The organism is Aminobacterium mobile DSM 12262, from assembly GCF_000526395.1.
Lineage (GTDB): Bacteria > Synergistota > Synergistia > Synergistales > Aminobacteriaceae > Aminobacterium > Aminobacterium mobile.
This window is the reverse complement of sequence record NZ_JAFZ01000003.1, coordinates 74,052-94,021: the sequence shown is the minus strand read 5'-3', so window position 1 is coordinate 94,021 and position 19,970 is coordinate 74,052. Positions and strand designations below refer to the sequence as shown.

The following is a 19,970-nucleotide window of genomic DNA, read 5'->3' as shown; positions in this document are numbered from 1 at the left end:
TAAAAACAGTGTAAACATAACACTTATGACCCTCTAATAATTATTTTACCCTAAAGCTACATCTAATATCATCATTACAGTGAAACCAATAAGGACCCCCATAGTGGCCTGATCTCCATGTCCCCCTTGCTGAGATTCTGGAATAACCTCTTCCACAACTACAAAGATCATGGCACCAGCGGCAAATGCCAAGGCATAAGGTAGAATAGGGCGCGCCACAGTTACTGCCAAAGCGCCTATAACACCAAAAAAAGGCTCTACAATTCCAGAAAGCTGACCATACCAGAAGCTCTTACTTGGTGCCATTCCTTCCCGACGCAATGGCATGGAAACAGCCATCCCTTCAGGGAAATTCTGAATGCCGATACCCAACGCTAAAGCAGCAGCTCCTGCTAAGGAAGCAGATGGGATACCAGATGCTACAGCTCCAAAAGCAACGCCTACCGCCATGCCTTCAGGAATATTATGAAGCGTAATGGCCAATACAAGAAGAGTCGTCCTTTTCCACGTTGTAGAAACACCCTCCGCCTCGTTTCGAGGCAGGCCTAAATGAAGGTGAGGCAAAAAACGATCGATAATACGAAGAGAAACTCCGCCAAGCATGAAACCCACCGCTGGAGAAAGCCAAGGCAACTTCCCCATTTCCGTCGCCATATCAATAGCTGGAGCCAATAAAGACCAATAACTCGCCGCAATCATCACTCCTGCAGCAAAACCTAGCATAATATCGAGCAATTTCTGGCTCGGGTTTTTTCGCAGAAACACAACAGCCGCACCAAGAGATGTAAGCCCCCAAGTAAAGAGAGTCCCCATTAAAGCCTGCATCACAGGACTTGCACCAACAAGGAAGTCTATCATTCTCTATTTCACTCCATTTCTATCCGTAATGTTATGTAACTTTAGATCAGCAAAAATGCAGCTCTATTTATACACAAACTTTATTATATTTATATTACTATACATATGAAGAAGGTGAGTCGGGTGAAAAAAATAATCTCTCTCTTTATAATCATACTGGCTTTTTCTACAGCACCTTTGCCTGCATGGTCTGCACCAGAAATTCTTGCTGTCTGCGGTCCTTGCAGTAGGGCCTTTCTGCCTGTAGCAGAGGAGACTATACGAGAGCTTGGACTTGCAGAAAAAGTAACGGTTCAATTAACTACATGCCTCGGTGAATGTGGAGCCTCTCCGGTCATAGAAATTAGGGGGAACATTTACGGATTTATGACTAAAGACAAACTAAAGAACCTGTTAAACAATACGTTCCCTCATTTAGATGAAAATCACAAAAAAGAAGAATTTATTTGATTTCAACCGTAAAAAACTGAGAATCGATTTTTCTTTTCATAAAATAATCTAGAGACTATATCAGCCAAAATGTCGCAATATTTTTATATCTTGTTTTTCACTTATTCAGGAATTTTTTCAGACACCCTGTTATTATATTTATAGTTAGTTATAAAAAGGGAAATATATTATCATTGACAGTCCCCGCAAAGGTGTGGGATCATCAATTGTTTATGAGAAAAATAGATGAAGTATCTTCAGTCAGGAGGAAATGCTATGGAAGAGCCCATTATCGTTCTCGAACTTGAGTACAACCAATGGCTCGATCTCTGCACAGAGAAATTCGGGCTCCAACGGTATAGAACGGATCAGATCTGCCAGTGGATTTATCAGAAAAAGGTTTTTAATATTGCTGACATGACAAATCTGAGCAAAGAATTGAGAGAAGATTTAGTATACAAACTTTTAATTTTGCCCCCCATGCTTGTGCGTCAGGAAATATCGAAAGACGGCACAAGAAAATTTCTTTGGCAATTACGAGATGGGGAAAGAATTGAATCGGTACTTTTATCTCACGGGAACCATATGACCGCCTGTCTATCGAGCCAAGTGGGGTGTCCGCTAGCTTGTTCTTTCTGTGCTACGGGACAGGGAGGATTTGTACGCAACCTTTCCGCTGGTGAAATAGTAGGTCAATTTCTTGCCATGGAAAAGATCGCCGGCATGGACATTAACAATATTGTTTTCATGGGAATGGGGGAACCCTTTTTAAATCAGGAAGCTCTTTTCAAAAGCATCAGGATTTTTAACGACCCTAAGATGCGAGGACTCGGCGCTCGTCATATGACAATATCCACGTCAGGGATAGTTCCTGGAATACAGGCTCTGATAAAACTTCAAATGCCCGTAAAGCTTTCTGTCTCTCTCCATGCAACAAACGATGAGCTTCGAAATAAGTTAATGCCGGTAAACAGGCAGTATCCATTGGGGGCTCTTGTGGATGCCCTTCGGGAATATCAAACTGCCACAGGAGATCGCATAACCATAGAGTACGTTATGATCGATAAAGTAAATGACCTTGTCGAGCAGGCTTACGAACTAGCCACTCTTTTAAATGGCCTTTCTGTCTACGTCAACCTTATCCCCTATAACCCTGTAGAAGGAAGATTCAAGCGTTCCTCCGCTGGCCGCATTAAAGCTTTTAGCGCGGTGCTTTCCGAAATGAACATAGAATTTGAAATTCGACGAGAAAAGGGATCTGATATCAATGCTGCATGTGGCCAGTTGCGAAGACGAGATGGGAAAGACGCAAAAAACTAGTCTAAAAGACCTGGAAAACGGCAGGAAGGCGCGGATAGTGACCCTTCCCTCAGGAGAGAGCAGGCGGCGTTTAGAAGCCTTGGGACTTCGGGAAGGCAAACTGGTAGAAAAAGTTTCTGGAATGCCTTTCCATGGTCCTGTTACTATTATTGTCGACGGGCGACAAATTGCCATAGGCTGGAGAATATCGTCTCGTGTAGAGGTGGAACCCCTTCTGAAAAATGATTTACATTACGATTCTCTAGAGAAGGAAGAACCATGAGCATAGAAAAGAAAACAAGCAAGACATTACTTTTAGTTGGAAATCCAAACGTAGGGAAAAGCGTTATTTTCACCAGATTAACGGGAGTTCGCGCCCTCTCTTCCAACTATCCGGGCACAACTGTGGGATTTATGGAGGGATGTCTGCGCTATAAGTCTGAGGCCTACCGTATTATTGATGTACCAGGAGCATATACCCTTGATCCCACTAATGAGGCAGAGCAAGTCGCCAGACGCATGATAGATGAAGGCGCCGATTTAGCAGTTATAGTTCTTGATGCCACCGCCTTGGAGAGGAATCTCTATCTCGCCTTCCAGACAATGGAACGAGGGCTACCAACTATTATTGCGCTTAATATGGTTGACGAGGCCCGCCATCGAGGCATCACTATAGATGTAGGAAAACTGGAAAGCCTTCTCGGAGTTCCTGTAATTCCTACTGTTGCTTTAAGCGGCGTAGGAATCAGCAAGCTCATAGAGCGAATTCCCGAAGCTAGGACAGGACATGTCGCTCCCCTTTCAAGTGAGGAAAGATGGCAAAAAATAGGGAGCATTATTGGACAGGTTCAAAAAGTTGTTCATCGACACCATACTCTTCGAGATACTCTTGAAGATCTATCTGTTCATCCTCTTTGGGGAGGGCTTATTGGAATTTTAGTTATAGCTGTAAGTTTTTATGTCATTCGTCTTATAGGAGAAGGTCTTATCGACCATGTTCTGGACCCCCTTGTAGCAAAATTCTGGATCCCTTTTTTAATAAAGTTATCGGAAGCATTGAAAGGATGGCCCCTCGCACAGCATCTGCTTGTGGGGAGCCTTATTGATGGTTCAATCAACATGGAACAAAGTTTCGGGCTTCTCTCTACAGGACTTTATGTTCCTATCGTCATGGTATTACCCTACGTTTTTTCTTTTTATCTGGCATTAAGCTTTCTTGAAGATGTAGGATATCTGCCTCGTTTCGCCGTTCTCTTCGATGCGCTTTTTCACAGATTAGGACTCCATGGCTATGCCGTGGTACCCGCTCTGTTAGGGTTGGGGTGTAACGTCCCTGGCATTCTTGCTACACGAGTTTTGGAATCGGAGCGCGAGCGCTTCATAGCAGCTACGCTCATCTCTGTTGCCATCCCATGCGCCGGACTTCAAGCCATGATTGTGGGGGTTATAGGACATCTTGGAATTCGTTACGTCTTTATTACCTACGGAGTCCTTTTTTTAGCTTGGGTTATCATCGGCCGAATTCTCCATATGACCATGCCAGGATATAGTCCTGAACTGATCGTGGAGATTCCGCCGTATAGAATACCCTCTGTGAGAGATCTCTTTTTTAAACTCTGGTTCCGTTTAAAAGGTTTTTTTAAAGAAGCTATTCCTCTAGTCATGGTCGGCGTACTCCTCATTAACGCCCTTTATATGACAGGAGCTATCACTGTTATTACAGGCATACTCAAGCCCATATTTACCAACCTGCTTGGCCTCCCTGCCGAAGCCGCAGCACCTATTATTATGGGACTGCTTCGAAAAGACGTCGCCGTAGGAATGCTGGCCACACTAAATCTCTCCCCTTCTCAGCTTGTAGTGGCTACCGTAACTCTCGCTATGACCTTCCCCTGTATCGCCACATTCATTGTCCTTTGGAAAGAACTCGGCGGGAAAAAGATGACAGGAAGCCTCGCTATTATGATCATATCAGCCTTAACGGCTGGAACTCTTTTACGAATCGCTCTCAGCTTGAGCTTTTAAAGGTTCTTTCTCCTTTTTATATAAAGTTCGAAGGGCCCAAAAAGAAAGGGTACTCGCGCAAAACACGACCACATATGCTACAGAGTACCCTTCTTTAGCATAGTGTCCCAGTGCACTGCCTGGGAAGAAATCGAGAATGGCACCTGTCCCCCATTGGTAAATAATGACCGTCATATAAATAAAAGCGTTGACAATTCCCATAACAGCTCCCCGAAGATGGGGACGGGCCACATCATTAATTTTTGCCGCGTAACAAACTGCCCCTCCGCCAGTACTCGCTCCCAAAAGAAATCCTGCCCCTGCTGCTACATATATAGGAAAACGAAAATAAAGAAACCCTGTAATAAGAGCCAAAGAGAGCGAAAAAAACATTGAGAACACGAAGAGAAGAATCTCTCTGTTCCTTTTCGAGCGCCCCCAAAAACCTGAAAGAAGAGTGCCGACTACCACCCCAACTCCCATAAGCGAAGCCCATCCCCGACAATCAGCAACAGATCGACCGTAAACAGCAGAAAACCAGGAAACAGCCCATAACGCTTGTAAAGAAAGGATAGACGCCATGGAAAGACTCCAAAGAAGCGTCACGGAACGGGCAACAGGCGAACCTGTTACAAAAAGGAAAGCTTCTTTCAAATTATGAAGCAATCCTGAAGATGAGGAACTATTTTTAATATACACAGGATCTTCATGTCTCACCCAAAAAAGGAAAGTAGATAACAAGAGACAAAAAAGGGCAAGAGCCAGAGACACGTTGCTCATGCCCCATCTATCAATAGCCGCACCTAAGGGAGCCACTCCTATCACTGTTCCCATGTTGCCGCACGCCAATGTAATTCCAGAGTAGAACGCGTAAAGTGCAATGGGGAAAGCGGCAGCCTGAAAAACCAAAGCTCCCATAAATAAAGGAGAAAAACCTAACCCCATAAAAAGCCTCCACAAAGAAAGAGTCATAACTGTCGGCTCAAAAATCATCATAAAGCCACCTAAAGCTGTAAAAAACAATCCTATAGAAGCAACTCTCATCGGACCGAACCTGTCGAGCAGTACTCCGCACACAGGCTGCATGGCTCCATAGGCGTAAAAGAACAAGCTCGCTATAAACCCCGTCATCGTCGCGCTAAGGTTTAAACGAGCTGAGTAAAGAGGCATTACCACGGAAGGGGCGATGCGAAAGAAATATGACATGAAATAAGAAAACAACAACACGACGAAAATAAGGTACGCTTTCCTTCTATGCTCCTGCTCTTGCCTCATGATGCATAATCACTCCTTATAAAAAGAGTGCCCTTCATAAAGGGAGGGCACTCAATATATTTAAGGTTCAATATATTCTAAAAACGCATCTATTCCTGATCTGCTTCTGAAACTATCTGCGTTCCAGCTTCTCCTTTCAAGGCTGCAAGAACTTGATCAAGGCGAGCTATAATAGCTCGATCTCCTCCATCTTTAACAAAACGAAGGGCTGCTTGAACTTTAGGTCCCATGGATCCCGCTCGAAAATGTCCCTCTTCCACATACTTTTCCATCTCTTCTATCGTAACTTTTCCTAAAGGCATCTGATGGGGTGTATTGTAATTAAGAATAGCGTTGGGGACATCTGTTAGAATAACAAAAGTATCAGCATGCACGTCTTGGGCCAATCGTTCCCCTGCCAAATCTTTATCGATCACAGCTTCCACACCATAAAGACGGCCCTGCGCATCTCGACAAACAGGAATGCCACCCCCACCAGACGCTACAACTATAAATCCTCTATCGACAAGCTCTCGAATAACCTCTTTTTCTATGACGTTTTTAGGTTCAGGGGAAGGGACGACCTTTCGCCAGCCTCGTCCGGCATCTTCTATCCATCGTTCGCACCTCTGTGCCATGCGAAGCTCAGCTTCTGCTTGGGAATAAAAAGGCCCTACAGGTTTTGTAGGAGTGCTAAAAGCCTTATCGTCAGGATTTACTTCTACCTGAGTCACAACGCAAACCGCATCTTTTTTCAATCCTCGCGCCATACACTCATTATGGAGAACCTGGCACAACATATAGCCAATAAATCCTTGACTCTCTGCTCCACAAAAATCCAACCCCATAGCCGGAACCTGCTCCCTAGACATCTCATTTTGAATAAGAATGGCACCAACCTGAGGACCGTTTCCATGAGTTAGAACCAGTTCATATCCTTTTTCTACAATATCTAATAGCTGTTCTACGGTGTGAGTTATATTAGCCAGCTGTTCTACAGCTGTTCCCTTCTGGCCCGGCTGCAGAATGGCATTCCCTCCTAAGGCCACTAAAACTCTCGAGCTCACGACTTCACTCTCCTGTCATTGAATAAGTTACAAATACAAATAATATAACCCTATCTCGTCGAGAATGAAACGGTCATAGCCATTCTGCTTTGTAAAATGGCCTCCTTGAAAAAATGCTACAAGGAGGCCATGGGTTTGCTTTTATCTCTCTTCTCGCTGTAGAAACGCTTCTATTTGTTCCAACCCCTCTGAACCAGTATCCACAGTCATTGCAGATTGTACAGCTTTTTGGGCAGACGCTACATCTTTAAGCCCATTTCCTGTAACGACCAGCGCTACACGCTCATCAGCTTTCAGGCGTCCCTCTAAAGCCATATGTCGGAAACCTGCGTATGCTGCCACTCCGGCAGGCTCAGCAAAAACGCCTGTCAAGCGAGGCAATTCACATAAGGACTCAAGAATTTCGCTGTCTGAAACAGCAACAGTTGTTCCTCCGCTGCTACGTATAGCATTTAACGCCTTGGCCCAGTTACGAGGAGCACCAACAGAAATGCTGTCAGCAATAGTATTGGCCGCACCAAACTCTACTCTATTAGAACCAGCTTGGATAGCGCGGTGAATCGGACATGCCCCCTCGGCCTGAACACCAACAATAGCAGGAATGGTCTCAATCAGCCCTACTTGTTTAAGATCGTAAAAGCCTTTATACATCGAACTGACGATGCAACCATCCCCCACAGATACAAAAACGATGTCTGGAAGATCCCAATTACACTGCTCCGCAATCTCCATGGCGCAGGTCTTCTTCCCTTCCACTAAATAAGGGTTGATTGCGCAATTACGATCGTACCAACCATGATGTTCAATAGCTTTCATTGCCAGTTCCACTGTTTGAGCATAATCTCCACGCACAAGAAAAACTTTTGCTCCGTAAACTAAAAGCTGAGTTACTTTTGCTATTGGGGCTGTTTCGGGAACAAAAATAACGCTGTTTAATCCCGTTACTGCAGCAAACCCCGACAAAGAACTTGCCGCATTTCCTGTAGACGCGCAAGCCACTGTAGATTGCCCCTGCTCTAGAGCCATTGTTACAGCAATTGCGCTAGCTCGATCTTTCAAAGATGCAGTTGGGTTACGACCATCATCTTTCACTTTCACTGAAGCAACTCCATAGCGCTGAGCCAGCTTCGGTTCGTCGTACAGCGGAGTCCACCCAACCTGGAGGTTAGGGCGAACGGAACCTTCCTCTACTGGCAAAAGTGCATCATAACGCCAAAGGGAGTGCCGAGAATCGGCAGCCAGGGAACGACGAGTGAACGTCTTGGCAACTTCTTCATAATCGTAAAAAACATGCATCGTTCCATCAACGCCGCAATGAGGGCAAGTCTTTACTCCTGCTTCCTGTGCAAACGTACGCCCACAGAGAGCGCACTTCAAAGCAACTACTTTAGACATAGCAAGGCCTACCCGAGTACCGAACGAATAATACCCATATAACCGAGACAGGCCTTTTCAAGCTGGTCAATCTCAATATATTCGTCAACTACGTGAGCTAACGACTCTAAAGACCCTCCAAAACCAATCGTCGGGATTCCCGCTTTCCCAGCATAATAGCTCCCGTTAGTACAGAAGGCGTAATGAGAAAGTTCAGGGTTCAACCCAGCCTGGCGCAACCCACGTAAAGCTGCGGCTACAAACCAGTTATCTTCAGGGAATAGCCAGCCAGGCGCGTAACGTGTTGCCTCTATGGGAGCACCGGTATAACACATTTCGCTTCCTACAGCGAGAGCGACCTTCGCATCGAGTTTAGAATTGCGCTTCTTCTCTTCATCAATAATCTTTTGGATCTGATCTAAAACTTCGGCATCAGTTTCTCCTACAAGAAGTCTTCGGTCATATGTTACGCGGCAACGTTCTGGAACCACACTCGCTCCAGGATAGGGAGAGGAAATAATGTCGGTTAATTCCAAGACTCCCTTACCGAGAACGGGTTGTTCTTTAGGCTGAAACTCGCGCTCTATGGCAGCAAGGAGAGGTACCATTGTTTTAACAGCGTTCAAACCTACATCAGGATTTGATGAGTGAGCTGATTTGCCGTACGTTTCTAAAACAACTTCTGCTCGGCCTCTCTGTCCCCGCTTAAGGTTTAAAGAGGAAGCCTCTCCAATAACGACGCAATCGGGATTCCAGCGTTTCCCTATCGCCTCAGATGCAACTCCTTCAAAACATTCTTCATGAACGGATCCTGCAACAATAATTTCTCCATTAAGGTCGGCTCTTTCTTTTTTTATCAAAGATGCTGCCATAATGGAAGCTGCCAAGTTCCCCTTCATATCTGATGTTGCCCGCCCATATATACGTCCATCAACAATTTCTGCGCCGAAGGGGTCATGGGTCCATTTCGAGGGATCTACTATTTCCACATGGTCCATATGTCCTTCAAAGAGAATACGACGGCCGCCACTACCGAGAACAATCCGCCCAGACACGTTTCCGTAATGGTCACGTTCTACGGAGTCAAAGCCAAGTTCCTGCATGCTGCGTTCTACAAAATCAGCCATCTCTTTCTCCTGCCCTGAGAGGCTGGGGCGGCGGATCATTTCTCTGCACAAGGAGACGAGAGGCTCTCGCCAATCCATACTCATAAAAACATTACCTCCTCACTAAGATAAAACAGCGACGGATATAAAAATAACAGCGATATAAGGCAAAGAACCCTGGCCTCTATTTTTCGAACCGTACGACTTGACCAGCTTTCTCTTTCATAACAGCCCCATCATCAACTACAAGCCGTCCACAGACTATGACGTAAGGAATGCCTTTAGCAAACTGTTTCGGATTTTCGTAGGTAGCAGTATCGATTACCGTCTCAGGGTCGAAAATAGAAATGTCTGCCACGTATCCTTCTTTGAGAAGCCCTCTATTTCTCATCTTGAAGATAGAAGCCGGACGTCCTGTCATTTTATGGATAGCTGTAGGAAGATCTAAGATTTTACGTTCTCTCACATAGTGCCCCAATATGCGAGGGAACGAACCATAGACTCTGGGATGAGGATGAGCCCCAAGAATTCCATCTGTGCAAGGGTTCTGAAGAGGGTGAGCTAAAATTTTCTCAACATGCTCTTCGTATCCGTAAAAATCTACGAGGCCTACCACCATCTCTTCCTCGAGAAGGATATCGAAAGCCGCATCGAGAGGATCTTTCCCTCTCAGCTTGCCTATCTCGATCATGTTTTTCCCCACTACATCAGCATTTTTTGCTGTTTTAACGAATGTAACAGAGATATTCTCCATTCCGGCAAAGTCGATAAAGTTATCCCACCCATGGATACCATCTCGAATATCCCGTTTCATCCGTTCTCGCGCTACAGGATCGGCTAAACGAGCTAAAGCCTTATCAGCTCCGCCGTCATGAACCCATGGAGGAAGAATAACACTGAATGTCGTGCTTCCAGCCGTATAGGGATATTGATCAAAAGAAACTGCAATTTCTTTTGATGCAGATTCCAGCTTTTCCATTACAGCATCAAAGAGATGGGCATTTTTCTTGCCACAAACTTTAAAATGGGAGAAGTGGATGGGGCAACCAGATTTCCGGCTAATACGAACAACCTCGTCCATCGAGTTTAAAATATCATCAGCCTCGCTTCTCTGATGAATCACTAAGGGGAGACCATACTTCGTAAGGACCTTCGTAAGCTCAGCTATCTCGTCTTCTGAAGCGTAATTACAGGGAGGATATATTAAACCAGTAGACAACCCCACAGCTCCATTTAATATAGCTTCTTCCAAAAGGTCTTGCATTTTTTTTACTTCATCTTTTGTGGCAGGACGATTTTCAAGCCCCACAACACACATGCGAATATTTCCATAAGGAGCAAGATACGCTAAGTTTGGACCTAAGGGTTGAGCTTCCAACCGGGCGAGATATTCAGCGGAACTGTGCCAATTCCATTCCACCTCATATTGCCCCTCCAATCCTGCCATAACTTTCTTCCAAACATCAATATACTCAGTTCGAACTGGAGCAAGAGACATGCCGTCTTGCCCTATAATATCCGTCGTCACACCTTGTGTCGTTTTATTCGCAATCTCCGGTTCCACAAGAGCTACAAGATCAGAATGGCTATGAGTATCGATAAAACCCGGCGTTACTGCTAAATTTCTGGCATCGATCACTCGTTTAGCTTCAGCATTCTCTAAATTTCCTATAGCCGCTATAATGCCACCTTCAACAGCGATATCAGAAACAAAACCAGCTTTTCCATCTCCAGCGTAACAGGTTCCATTCTTTATTAAGATATCGAACAAAATGAAATCCCTCCCCTCAATCTTCTACGCTTCAACAAACCCTAATCACCATGGTCCCACAATAGATGAGCCCAGTAAAACTTCCGGAAGCCAGCATGACAATGCTGGTACATAAGTAGTCAGAAGCAACACGGGTAAAGAGACCAGGAGCAAAAATGGCATCATCGTTTTCGTTAATTCAGCGGCTGGTACCTGAGCCAATCGAGAGCCAACGAATATTGACATGGCAAAAGGTGGTGTCATAACACCAATTCCTACATTGACAATCATCATGGCCCCCAGGTGAACCAAATTTACGTCAAGTTCCTGCATAAGAGGAAGCACGAGGGGAACAACGAGGATCAAAATGGGAATACCATCCAAGAACATTCCCAAAAACAGGAGGAAAATATTCAACATAAGAAGGATAAGGTACTTGTTCTCAAATAATGTCAACATGAACGTTGCTACTTCCTGCGCAACTCCTTGGCGCGTAAGGAAGCGAGTCAGTATCGTCCCTCCAGCAAGAAGCAGAGTGGTCATTCCAAAGGTACCAATTGTGCTCGACAAAGCTTTCTTCAACTTTGCATTCGTCAGTTCACGATAGGCAAACCACCCTACAAGAAGACAGTATACTGAGGCAATTCCGCCGGCTTCGTTAGGGGTAAAAATACCACCATAAATGCCGACAAGAATCAATACTGGACATCCCAACGCCGGAATAGCAACCCGGCCAGTGTGAAGTACGTCTCTAAAAGACTCTTTGAAAGTTGTTGGAAGCTCAGGCTTCTCGCTGCTTTCAAATGTATAACGATCTACCATAAAGTAATTTAAAATCCCGTAACCAATTGCAAGCACAAATCCCGGAAAAACTGTGGCGAGAAAGAGAGCCGCCACTGACTGCCCTGAAAGAAGACAATAGATCATCGCCGGCACACTGGGAGGAATCAAATATCCCAAATAACTTGAAGAACAAAGCAGAGCCGTTGTATAAACTCTCTTATAGCCAAATTTCTCCAGACGCGGTACCAGCAAGGGAATCAGAGCAGCGATACAAGGAACAGACGATCCCGTTAAAGCCCCTAAAAAAAGGGTAGCTACTATTCCTACAGCCGTAAGCCCCCCCTTGAGACGCCCTACGAGAGAATGTGAGAAATTGACAATGCGATCGGCCAATCCTGCCTCTGAAATTAAAGCTCCAGAAAAGACAAAAAAAGCTATGGCCATAACCGTTGACGAATCTAATGCGTGGAAAAATGTATTTGCCATAAAGGCTGTAGAGCCACCCATAACCAAAAGACCCAAAGCCGTTGAACCTATAAAGAGCCATCCTATGGGGAAACCCAGAACGATCCCCACAAGAAAACTAATTAGTGTGGTTACTGTTCCGATGTCTAACATCTATTCTGCCTCCCCTTCATTTGCTGAAATCCAACGAAGTTGCTTCAGCTCGTAAATATCGCAAGCCACATGCCATCCATAATGAAGAATAGCAAAAACAACCATAGCTCCCATCGCATATGTGAGCCAGCTCATATTGAACCAGCGAACAAGGGTCGCGTATTCAGGGTATTTAAAAGCCCTTTTTAATACTTTCCATGTAGACCCACTCATAGAAATTATCATGAAAATGGTAACAACACTTTTAACAATATCGAACATTGCTCTCTTTGCCTTGTCATTCCCACACAAACAATCTGGAAGAATATCTACAGCAATATGAGTTTTCTGGGATGCCCCATACGAAATAGCAATATAGATTGTGAAAATAAATATATACAACATAAAATCACTGATCCACATAATCTCAAAATGCAGCCAATACCGATTAACAACCTGGCAGAACGTGAGAATAATTGCTGATAAAAGCCCTACGGAGGCTAGGAAAAATTCCACTTTTTCCAAATACAAGAAAAACTTTTTCATCGTAACACTTCCTTCTCTCTGAAGCGCAATCCCCTCTATCTCAAAATAGGGAATAGGTTAATCTACAGTAAGGGAAGAAATAAGGAGGCAGTCCTTTGACTGCCTCCTTAGATTTCATCTACTTCGCCGCTTTTTCGGATAAAACCAGTTTCCGATTCGCCTCAAGCTCAGCAAGAATCTTTTCGGTCATATTCTGACCAGGATAATGCTTATCGAGCCAAGGCTTGCACAGCTCGTTCCAAATGCTCAAAACATTTGCTTTTTCACGGAATGCGGCTCGCTCTTCGTCGGTAGGATAATAAATCTCGAAATTCTTCTGATCTTTCAAGAACGCCTGGAATTCTTCCGCCATACGCTCCTGAATTGCATACTGATGAGCCTCTGCCTCTAGGGCAGCTTTCTCTATAGCGGCTTTGAGATCATCAGGAAGCTCTTCCCAAAGATCTTTGTTGATGACAACCTGGTTTGCATCCCAGCACCAATCAAGGGAGGTGTAATACTTTATAACCTCGTAATGGCGCTCCTCCACAAGAGAAGGCCACATTGACCAACAACCATCGACAACTCCACGAGACAGAGCATTATAGAGCTCGCCCCAAGGTACGGTTTCCACAGTCATGCCTGTTCCTTCAGCCATATTCTGAAGTCCTCTTACACAGCCAAGAGAAGAAGAAACTCGCATTTTCAGGTTCTTGAAATCTTCAGGGGTCTTAATGGGCCGTGTATTGTTTCCAACACCATAAGATCCTTGAGACACGGTGAAAAGGATGTGCATTCCGACTTCGTTCATAGCCTTTTCCATTGGTGCATACAAGCATCCATCTGGACGCTTAAAAGCCATCTTACACTCTTCCCATGTCTCAACAGTCCAAGGCATCCAGTTAAACATTCCACCTGGGACGAGGTTTACATAAGGTGCCACTCCACATATTTCCACTTCGCCATCCTGAACGGCATGGAAAATTTCATCAAGAGTGCCCAGCTGGTTATCAGGGAAAAACTCGACTTGGATTCGACCATCACTATATTTCGAGATCAACTCACAGAAAAGCTTGTAGGACTCCCCTTGAGATGCTCGAACTGAGGTCTGCCCAAAACGCCACTTATACTCCGGTTCAGCTGCTCCCGCAACAATGGCAAAACCTAAAGACAGAACAACCAATACGACGACTAAACTCTTTCTCCAGAACCCAACTTTAGACATCATGTAACGCCTCCTTTTTCATGCGCAGATCCTTCCGGAAGTGCAGTTCAAGAGCCCTAAAAACGCAACGACTTTCCCCTCGCGAATTAATACTCCCCAAGAACAGGATAACGTTTCTCCGCCGTTCGCCCTCCCCTCGGCCTTACTGACGAAGAAGAGGTTGCGACAACGCAACCTCACATCTTTAGCCCGCTACATCATATTAAACAAGAAGTCCTGTAAGCCTATTAAATTCATCAATTCTTTCGTCAATAGCATCGGCCATTTTATGAATAGAACCCCAATACGCATCGTAGTCGTACCACTGATCATTCAGTTCCTCTGAAGTCTTCCCCTGTTGCTCAACCCATGTATAATATTTGAGATTGTGGATTCGCTTCCGATCGTAATATGAAAGTTCCTGCATATAATCGACTCCGACTCCAAAAATATGCTGGTGAAGATCGATGGCAGCATCCATCTCCGTATAGGGGCCCATTTCCTCTTCCATTTCTTTGACCCTTGAGCCGTACATTTCCATGGAATCAGTCAGAACAGTCATTATGACATCCTGTTCACTCAGCTCGTAGTACTTCGCCATCTTTATGGCCATAAGGATATTAGCCGCTCCCGAAATTCCTATAAGTGGCAGGCTTTCCATGAATGTCTCTGATATGCCACTCTTGCGCAGGAATTCCTGGCCTGCTGGTTCGTTGAAAAGGCGTATCATAGCCATACTGTCAGCATCATCTATGTCAATAATCATGTCGGTGTTCTTCACATTGTGAATCCATGGAACGTGTTTATCTCCTATCCCCTCAAGGCGGTGAGCACCAAAGCCGTTCCACAGAAGTGTGGGACACTGAAGAGCTTCTCCCACTCCAATCTTGCTCCCAGGGTACTTTCCCTTCAGATAATCTCCGCTTGCAAGTGTTCCACCTGATCCGGAAGTCAACACCACTCCAAAATATCGTCCATCCTTACCACATACCTGCTGAAGGACTTCTTCCATAGCGTGACCAGTTACCTCGTAATGCCACAGATGATTTCCAAACTCTTCAAACTGATTGAATACCATTATGTTGTCTCGAGTTTTACGCAGTTCCCAAACCTTATCGTAAATTTCCTTTACGTTGCTTTCCGTTCCAGGTGTACCAATAACTTCCCCTGCTACAGTTTTCAGCCACTCGAAGCGCTCAGAACTCATTCCTTCTGGGAGAATGGCAATAGAATCACATCCCAGCAGCTGAGCGTTATAGGCTCCTCCACGACAATAGTTTCCCGTTGAAGGCCACACTGCTTTTTGTGATGTAGGATCAAACTGGCCCGTGACAAGACGGGGTGCCAAACATCCGAAGCTCGCTCCCACCTTGTGAGCCCCTGTAGGAAACCATTTCCCCACAAGAGCCACTATTTTTGCCTTTACGCCTGTAATCTCTCTAGGAATCTCTACATAATTCACGTTGCCGAACAATCCACCCTGCTTTTTCGGCTCATTTTTCCAGGTTATGCGGAACAAATTGACTGAATCTACATCCCAAAGACCCGTCTTCTTTAGGCGCTCTTTAATTTTTTCCGGGGTATAACGATCCGGATCTTTCATCTGCTTAAAGGTGGGGATAACAATATTTCGTTTTTTTGCCTGCTCCACCGCTTTTTTGAGCCCCTCTTTGTGAATGGTCAAATCGATCATTCTTGCTCACTCCCGTTCTTATATATTCTCACTGTCTGTTCTCTTCTAGCCGATATTTTCGCTCTTAAAACCCTGCGTAAAGAGGATATTTTCCGCACAGCTCCAGAACTTCACCGCGAATCCTCGACAAAACCTTCTCGTTCTCTACGTTATCCACCACGTCGTTGATCCACGCCGCTATCTTCTTCATCTCGTCTGAGCCAAAACCACGAGTGGTTACCGCCGGGGTCCCGATGCGGATACCGCTCGTCACAAAGGGACTTTGGGTCTCGAAGGGAACCGTATTCTTGTTCACCGTAATCCCAGCCTTGTCAAGCGCCGCCTCCACTGCCTTGCCTGTCACGTTACGGTTCGTAAGGTTAATGAGGATCAGATGGTTGTCCGTTCCACCTGATACGAGATGAAGGTCGTGGCTCAACAGCTCATCAGCCAAAACGGCGGCGTTCTCCACTATCTTCTTCTGGTAGCTCTTGAAAGATGGCCGAAGGGCTTCCTCGAAGGCTACTGCCTTCGCCGCGATCACGTGCATCAGAGGACCTCCCTGCATTCCCGGGAAGATGCTCTTGTCCAGGTCTTTCGCATACTGCTCTCGGCACATGATCATGCCGCCCCGGGGACCCCGAAGGGTCTTGTGGGTCGTGGTGGTTACAAAGTCGCAGAAGGGAACTGGATCTTTATGAAGTCCAGCTGCCACAAGTCCTGCTATATGGGCTATGTCAAACATGAGGAGAGCGCCTACTTTGTCCGCTATCTCTCTGAATCTCTCCGCGTCAATCTCGCGGGGATAGGCGCTCGCTCCGCATACAATAAGCTTCGGATGATGTTCCAGTGCCAGCCGCTCTACTTCTGCAAAGTCGATGGTCTCCGTATCTCGGCTGACTCCATAGGGAACAATGTTATAAAGCTTCCCTGAAAAGTTTACTGGGGAACCGTGGGTCAAGTGTCCGCCATGGGACAGGTTCATGGCCAAAACCGTATCCCCTGGCTTAAGGCATGTGAAGTAAACTGCCATGTTGGCCTGAGAGCCTGAATGAGGCTGTACGTTCACATGGTCGCACCCGAAGAGCTTCTTCGCTCTGTCTCGTGCCAGATTTTCGGCCTCGTCAACAATGTGGCAGCCGCCATAATAACGGTGGGCCGGGTATCCCTCCGCATATTTATTGGTCAGGATAGACCCCATAGCACACAACACTGCAGGAGAAACAAAATTTTCGGAAGCGATCAACTCGATACCATGATCCTGACGATCCCTCTCGCGGGCTATGATATCGGCTATAGCATTATCTGTTTTTTCAAGCATATTCCAACCCTGCTCAAACATATGTTCCCCTCCTAAACAACTGCTGATTTTTAGAGTGTTCCGAGTCGCGACGTCGACATACTCAAATATTCTTGCAACAAATTCCCCTCGTATCGCCTCAGGCTAAAACTTCCCTAGCAATACCCTCATATCCTCTAAAGGCACGTAAAAGGTCATTTATTTCTATGTATTCATCAACGCTATGGACTTGCCCTTCTCCTGAAGGGCCAAAAGCAACTGTAGGAATTCCTAATTCCCCCGCATAATAACAACCATTAGTACCAAACCCTGGAGAATCTGATAATCTACTTTCCACATCTAAAGCCATAACAGCATTCAGAACTTTTTTTAGATATTCCGAATCAGGTGATAAAGCCCACGCGCTGGCAAAGTGTTTTCCTCTGATGGGAGCTCCTGTATATGTTCGTTCTTCTGTTTCAGAGACAAAAATTTTAACCTTAATTCCATGTAAGGAATCTTTCACTTGATCTATGAAAATTCCAAATTTTTCAATTACAGATTCTGGAGAATCATCTGGAGAAATACGCAAGTCAAAAATCGCTCGGCAAATCTCTGGAACAAGTCCTGTCCCCAAATCAGGATACGTATGAAGAGTTGTAAGAACGAGAACATTCTCCCCAAAAAAAGGTTGGAAGGAGGGAGTAAAGAACTGATAAATCGAAGAAAGAATTGATATCATGGCATCAGCTGGGTTTGAACCTAGCTCTGGATTAGAAGAGTGCGCCATCCGTCCTTGCGTTTCAATTACTATTTCGGCACGTCCCCGCTGACCACGTTTTACCTTTAGATCCGTAGCTTCCCCTAAAACAACATAATCTGGAGGAAAAGTAGAAGCTACAGACCGAGAAGCAATACCTTCAAAACGCTCTTGAAACACGGTCCCCGCAACCACGAGTTCGCCTTTCAAAGTGTCATAAAACTTATCTTTTAACTCTGCTCCTGCCATCACCATAGCGGCTAGGCATCCCTTTTGATCTGAAGCTCCCCGGCCATAGATACAACCATCTTTTATAAATGCACCATAGGGATAAAAACTCCAATCAGCAAGAGTCCCCGGATCGACATGATCCATTTGAGATTCAAAGAGAAGACGCTTACCTGGAGCATGAAAAGCAATGCGACCCACTACATTCCCAAGAGAGTCAATCGAAACTTCATCGTAACCGATGAACCTCATCACATCTGCAATGTAATGGGCAATGTCTCTCTCTTTACCTGACAAGCTCGGTCGTCGTATTAACTCCTGACACAATTGAATGAGATCTGTTTCTCTTTCTTTTTCCTTCATAAGAGTCTCACCCCGCATCGTGTGATATAAACATACATCACCTATTATTAATTACAATAATCAATTATCAATCAATTACATAATAAAAACATTATAAATAAGGCACATTGTGCTTCTTGGCACATATTAAATTCTTTCTTTTTGCCTCCTCATCCAGTTTCGACAAACTTAAATACTAATTTCTGTTATATTGTGTAAAATAAGGGTGTATCTTTTATGATTAGATATAATAATCATTCAACCATGTATTGCATAATAAAAATTATATATTGGGGGGATAGTTCGTGACTTTAAACCAATTACGGGTTTTTTGCGCCACAGTTGAAGAAGGATCCTTCCGACGAGCTGGAGAAAAACTTTTTCTTTCTCAACCTTCAGTAAGTCAATATATTGCAGCGCTAGAAAAAAATTATGACGTTAAGCTCTTTAACAGAAGAGGGCGGAGTTTCGCAGTAACGCCTGAAGGAAGAATTCTCTATATGCTTGCATGTGATCTCTTAAAACGAGCAGATGCTATTCCAGAAAAATTTCGCGATATGCAATTACTAAAATACGGGCAACTCCATTTAGGAACAACTGCTTCTTATTCGAAGACAATCATCCCTTTCATAATTAAGGAGTTTCGCCATAAATTTCCTCACATAGAGATATGTTTGAAAATAAATTCTGAAAAAACGCTTTTTTCTATGATCGAGCAAGACGAAATAGAGCTTGCCTTTTTAGGATGTAACCCTCTTCTTTCCCCTCCTTCGTCCTGTACACTTAAATCTCTTGGAAGAAGCCCCTTTGTCCTTATTGCCTCTCCTGATCATCCATGGGCAACACGTACGATCATCCATCCTTCTGATCTCTTAAAAGAACCTTTTATTACATATACGAATAAGACTGCTCTTTATTATTATTTAAACGACTTTTTTCTTAACTATCGCCTTAAAATACCTCAATTGATACAGGTAGATAATGAGGAGATTCTTACGGGGCTCGTTTCTCAAGGTATCGGTATTGGAATAGCAACAGAAATAGCGGTAAGGAAAGACGTGCAACATAAAGAAGTGGTGATACTCCCTCTACGAGGATTTCATAGTATAAACCGCGAAATCTTCCTCGTTCACTCCACAGTAAAAGGATTTTCTTATGCAGGCTGGGAAATGGGGAAAATTGCTGAAAAAGTTGCTTCAGAAGTGCTAGGAACAGCCTATAGTGCGAAAGACTAAAAACTATCGCTTTAATCTTGTTTTATACAAAATAGCAAAGAAGAAGGGAACAAAGCGTATATACTAGAAGTAATAAATCATATTATCCCATCTCTAAATAAAGAAAGCCCTTGCGGGTACAACAAGGGCTTTCTTTATTGATAATGTTTTTATTATGAAACTGATTGGCAAATAATTATTGCAATTAATAATATCCGATGTATC

General features: G+C 44.6%; 17 protein-coding genes. 5 read left to right on the top strand and 12 right to left on the bottom strand.

The annotated features are described in order from the left end of the window. Nucleotides 1-45: 45 nt before the first annotated feature. Nucleotides 46-858, bottom strand: a complete 813-nt coding sequence (locus K360_RS0109240) for a ZIP family metal transporter (protein WP_084043945.1) — start codon at nucleotides 856-858, stop codon at nucleotides 46-48. Between the two features lie 123 nt (nucleotides 859-981). Between K360_RS0109240 and K360_RS0109235 the strand changes: the two genes are divergently transcribed. From K360_RS0109235 to K360_RS0109220, 4 genes are all read left to right on the top strand, one after another. Further along, on the top strand, nucleotides 982-1,308 hold the full coding sequence (locus K360_RS0109235) for a (2Fe-2S) ferredoxin domain-containing protein (protein WP_024822875.1): 327 nt from the start codon (nucleotides 982-984) through the stop codon (nucleotides 1,306-1,308). Nucleotides 1,309-1,533: 225 nt separating this feature from the next. Next, entirely contained in the window at nucleotides 1,534-2,607 is a 1,074-nt protein-coding gene (gene rlmN / locus K360_RS0109230) for a dual-specificity RNA methyltransferase RlmN (protein ID WP_338025003.1), read from the top strand. Further along, on the top strand, nucleotides 2,555-2,869 hold the full coding sequence (locus K360_RS0109225; protein ID WP_334104058.1) for a FeoA family protein: 315 nt from the start codon (nucleotides 2,555-2,557) through the stop codon (nucleotides 2,867-2,869). Before rlmN ends, K360_RS0109225 begins: the two co-directional genes overlap by 53 nt. Then, complete coding sequence (locus K360_RS0109220; protein ID WP_024822872.1) at nucleotides 2,866-4,611, top strand: ferrous iron transporter B; 1,746 nt, start codon at nucleotides 2,866-2,868, stop codon at nucleotides 4,609-4,611. The genes K360_RS0109225 and K360_RS0109220 overlap by 4 nt, the downstream gene beginning before the upstream one ends. Here the strand turns inward: K360_RS0109220 and K360_RS0109215 are convergent. The 11 genes from K360_RS0109215 to K360_RS0109165 form a co-directional block, all read right to left on the bottom strand. Next, a complete protein-coding gene (locus tag K360_RS0109215; RefSeq protein WP_024822871.1) occupies nucleotides 4,582-5,865 on the bottom strand; it encodes an MFS transporter in 1,284 nt (427 codons plus the stop codon). The genes K360_RS0109220 and K360_RS0109215 overlap by 30 nt on opposite strands. An 89-nt stretch (nucleotides 5,866-5,954) precedes the next feature. Then, nucleotides 5,955-6,911, bottom strand: coding sequence for a carbamate kinase (gene arcC / locus K360_RS0109210; protein ID WP_024822870.1), 957 nt, complete (start codon nucleotides 6,909-6,911; stop codon nucleotides 5,955-5,957). Between the two features lie 141 nt (nucleotides 6,912-7,052). After that, entirely contained in the window at nucleotides 7,053-8,306 is a 1,254-nt protein-coding gene (locus K360_RS0109205) for a threonine synthase (RefSeq protein ID WP_024822869.1), read from the bottom strand. Between the two features lie 8 nt (nucleotides 8,307-8,314). After that, the gene (locus tag K360_RS0109200; RefSeq protein WP_024822868.1) at nucleotides 8,315-9,496 is read right to left on the bottom strand and encodes a YgeY family selenium metabolism-linked hydrolase; all 1,182 of its coding nucleotides are present in this window, start codon (nucleotides 9,494-9,496) and stop codon (nucleotides 8,315-8,317) included. A 79-nt stretch (nucleotides 9,497-9,575) separates the two neighbouring features. Then, nucleotides 9,576-11,162: an N-acyl-D-amino-acid deacylase family protein gene (locus K360_RS0109195; protein WP_024822867.1), complete on the bottom strand. Its 1,587-nt coding sequence runs from the start codon at nucleotides 11,160-11,162 to the stop codon at nucleotides 9,576-9,578. 45 nt (nucleotides 11,163-11,207) lie between these two features. Further along, complete coding sequence (locus K360_RS0109190; protein ID WP_024822866.1) at nucleotides 11,208-12,542, bottom strand: TRAP transporter large permease; 1,335 nt, start codon at nucleotides 12,540-12,542, stop codon at nucleotides 11,208-11,210. Next, nucleotides 12,543-13,067, bottom strand: a complete 525-nt coding sequence (locus K360_RS0109185; protein ID WP_024822865.1) for a TRAP transporter small permease — start codon at nucleotides 13,065-13,067, stop codon at nucleotides 12,543-12,545. A gap of 118 nt (nucleotides 13,068-13,185) precedes the next feature. After that, complete coding sequence (locus K360_RS0109180; protein ID WP_034327069.1) at nucleotides 13,186-14,274, bottom strand: TRAP transporter substrate-binding protein; 1,089 nt, start codon at nucleotides 14,272-14,274, stop codon at nucleotides 13,186-13,188. Between the two features lie 199 nt (nucleotides 14,275-14,473). Then, a complete protein-coding gene (locus tag K360_RS0109175) occupies nucleotides 14,474-15,943 on the bottom strand; it encodes a pyridoxal-phosphate dependent enzyme (RefSeq protein WP_024822863.1) in 1,470 nt (489 codons plus the stop codon). Nucleotides 15,944-16,007: 64 nt separating this feature from the next. Next, nucleotides 16,008-17,264, bottom strand: a complete 1,257-nt coding sequence (locus K360_RS0109170; RefSeq protein WP_024822862.1) for a serine hydroxymethyltransferase — start codon at nucleotides 17,262-17,264, stop codon at nucleotides 16,008-16,010. Between the two features lie 97 nt (nucleotides 17,265-17,361). Then, complete coding sequence (locus tag K360_RS0109165; RefSeq protein ID WP_024822861.1) at nucleotides 17,362-18,552, bottom strand: YgeY family selenium metabolism-linked hydrolase; 1,191 nt, start codon at nucleotides 18,550-18,552, stop codon at nucleotides 17,362-17,364. 284 nt (nucleotides 18,553-18,836) lie between these two features. Here K360_RS0109165 and K360_RS0109160 point away from each other — a divergent pair, with 284 nt between their 5' ends. Next, nucleotides 18,837-19,766: a LysR family transcriptional regulator gene (locus K360_RS0109160; protein WP_024822860.1), complete on the top strand. Its 930-nt coding sequence runs from the start codon at nucleotides 18,837-18,839 to the stop codon at nucleotides 19,764-19,766. Nucleotides 19,767-19,970 lie beyond the last annotated feature (204 nt).

Bases quoted from the DNA above. Each gene is read 5' to 3' on its own strand.
- K360_RS0109165 (WP_024822861.1), bottom strand. From the start codon at position 18,552: ATGAAGGAAAAAGAAAGAGAAACAGATCTCATTCAATTGTGTCAGGAG.
- K360_RS0109185 (WP_024822865.1), bottom strand. From the start codon at position 13,067: ATGAAAAAGTTTTTCTTGTATTTGGAAAAAGTGGAATTTTTCCTAGCC.
- K360_RS0109215 (WP_024822871.1), bottom strand. From the start codon at position 5,865: ATGAGGCAAGAGCAGGAGCATAGAAGGAAAGCGTACCTTATTTTCGTC.
- K360_RS0109240 (WP_084043945.1), bottom strand. From the start codon at position 858: ATGATAGACTTCCTTGTTGGTGCAAGTCCTGTGATGCAGGCTTTAATG.
- K360_RS0109190 (WP_024822866.1), bottom strand. From the start codon at position 12,542: ATGTTAGACATCGGAACAGTAACCACACTAATTAGTTTTCTTGTGGGG.
- K360_RS0109180 (WP_034327069.1), bottom strand. From the start codon at position 14,274: ATGATGTCTAAAGTTGGGTTCTGGAGAAAGAGTTTAGTCGTCGTATTG.
- K360_RS0109175 (WP_024822863.1), bottom strand. From the start codon at position 15,943: ATGATCGATTTGACCATTCACAAAGAGGGGCTCAAAAAAGCGGTGGAG.
- K360_RS0109220 (WP_024822872.1), top strand. From the start codon at position 2,866: ATGAGCATAGAAAAGAAAACAAGCAAGACATTACTTTTAGTTGGAAAT.
- K360_RS0109205 (WP_024822869.1), bottom strand. From the start codon at position 8,306: ATGTCTAAAGTAGTTGCTTTGAAGTGCGCTCTCTGTGGGCGTACGTTT.
- K360_RS0109225 (WP_334104058.1), top strand. From the start codon at position 2,555: ATGCTGCATGTGGCCAGTTGCGAAGACGAGATGGGAAAGACGCAAAAA.
- K360_RS0109170 (WP_024822862.1), bottom strand. From the start codon at position 17,264: ATGTTTGAGCAGGGTTGGAATATGCTTGAAAAAACAGATAATGCTATA.
- K360_RS0109200 (WP_024822868.1), bottom strand. From the start codon at position 9,496: ATGAGTATGGATTGGCGAGAGCCTCTCGTCTCCTTGTGCAGAGAAATG.
- rlmN (WP_338025003.1), top strand. From the start codon at position 1,534: ATGAAGTATCTTCAGTCAGGAGGAAATGCTATGGAAGAGCCCATTATC.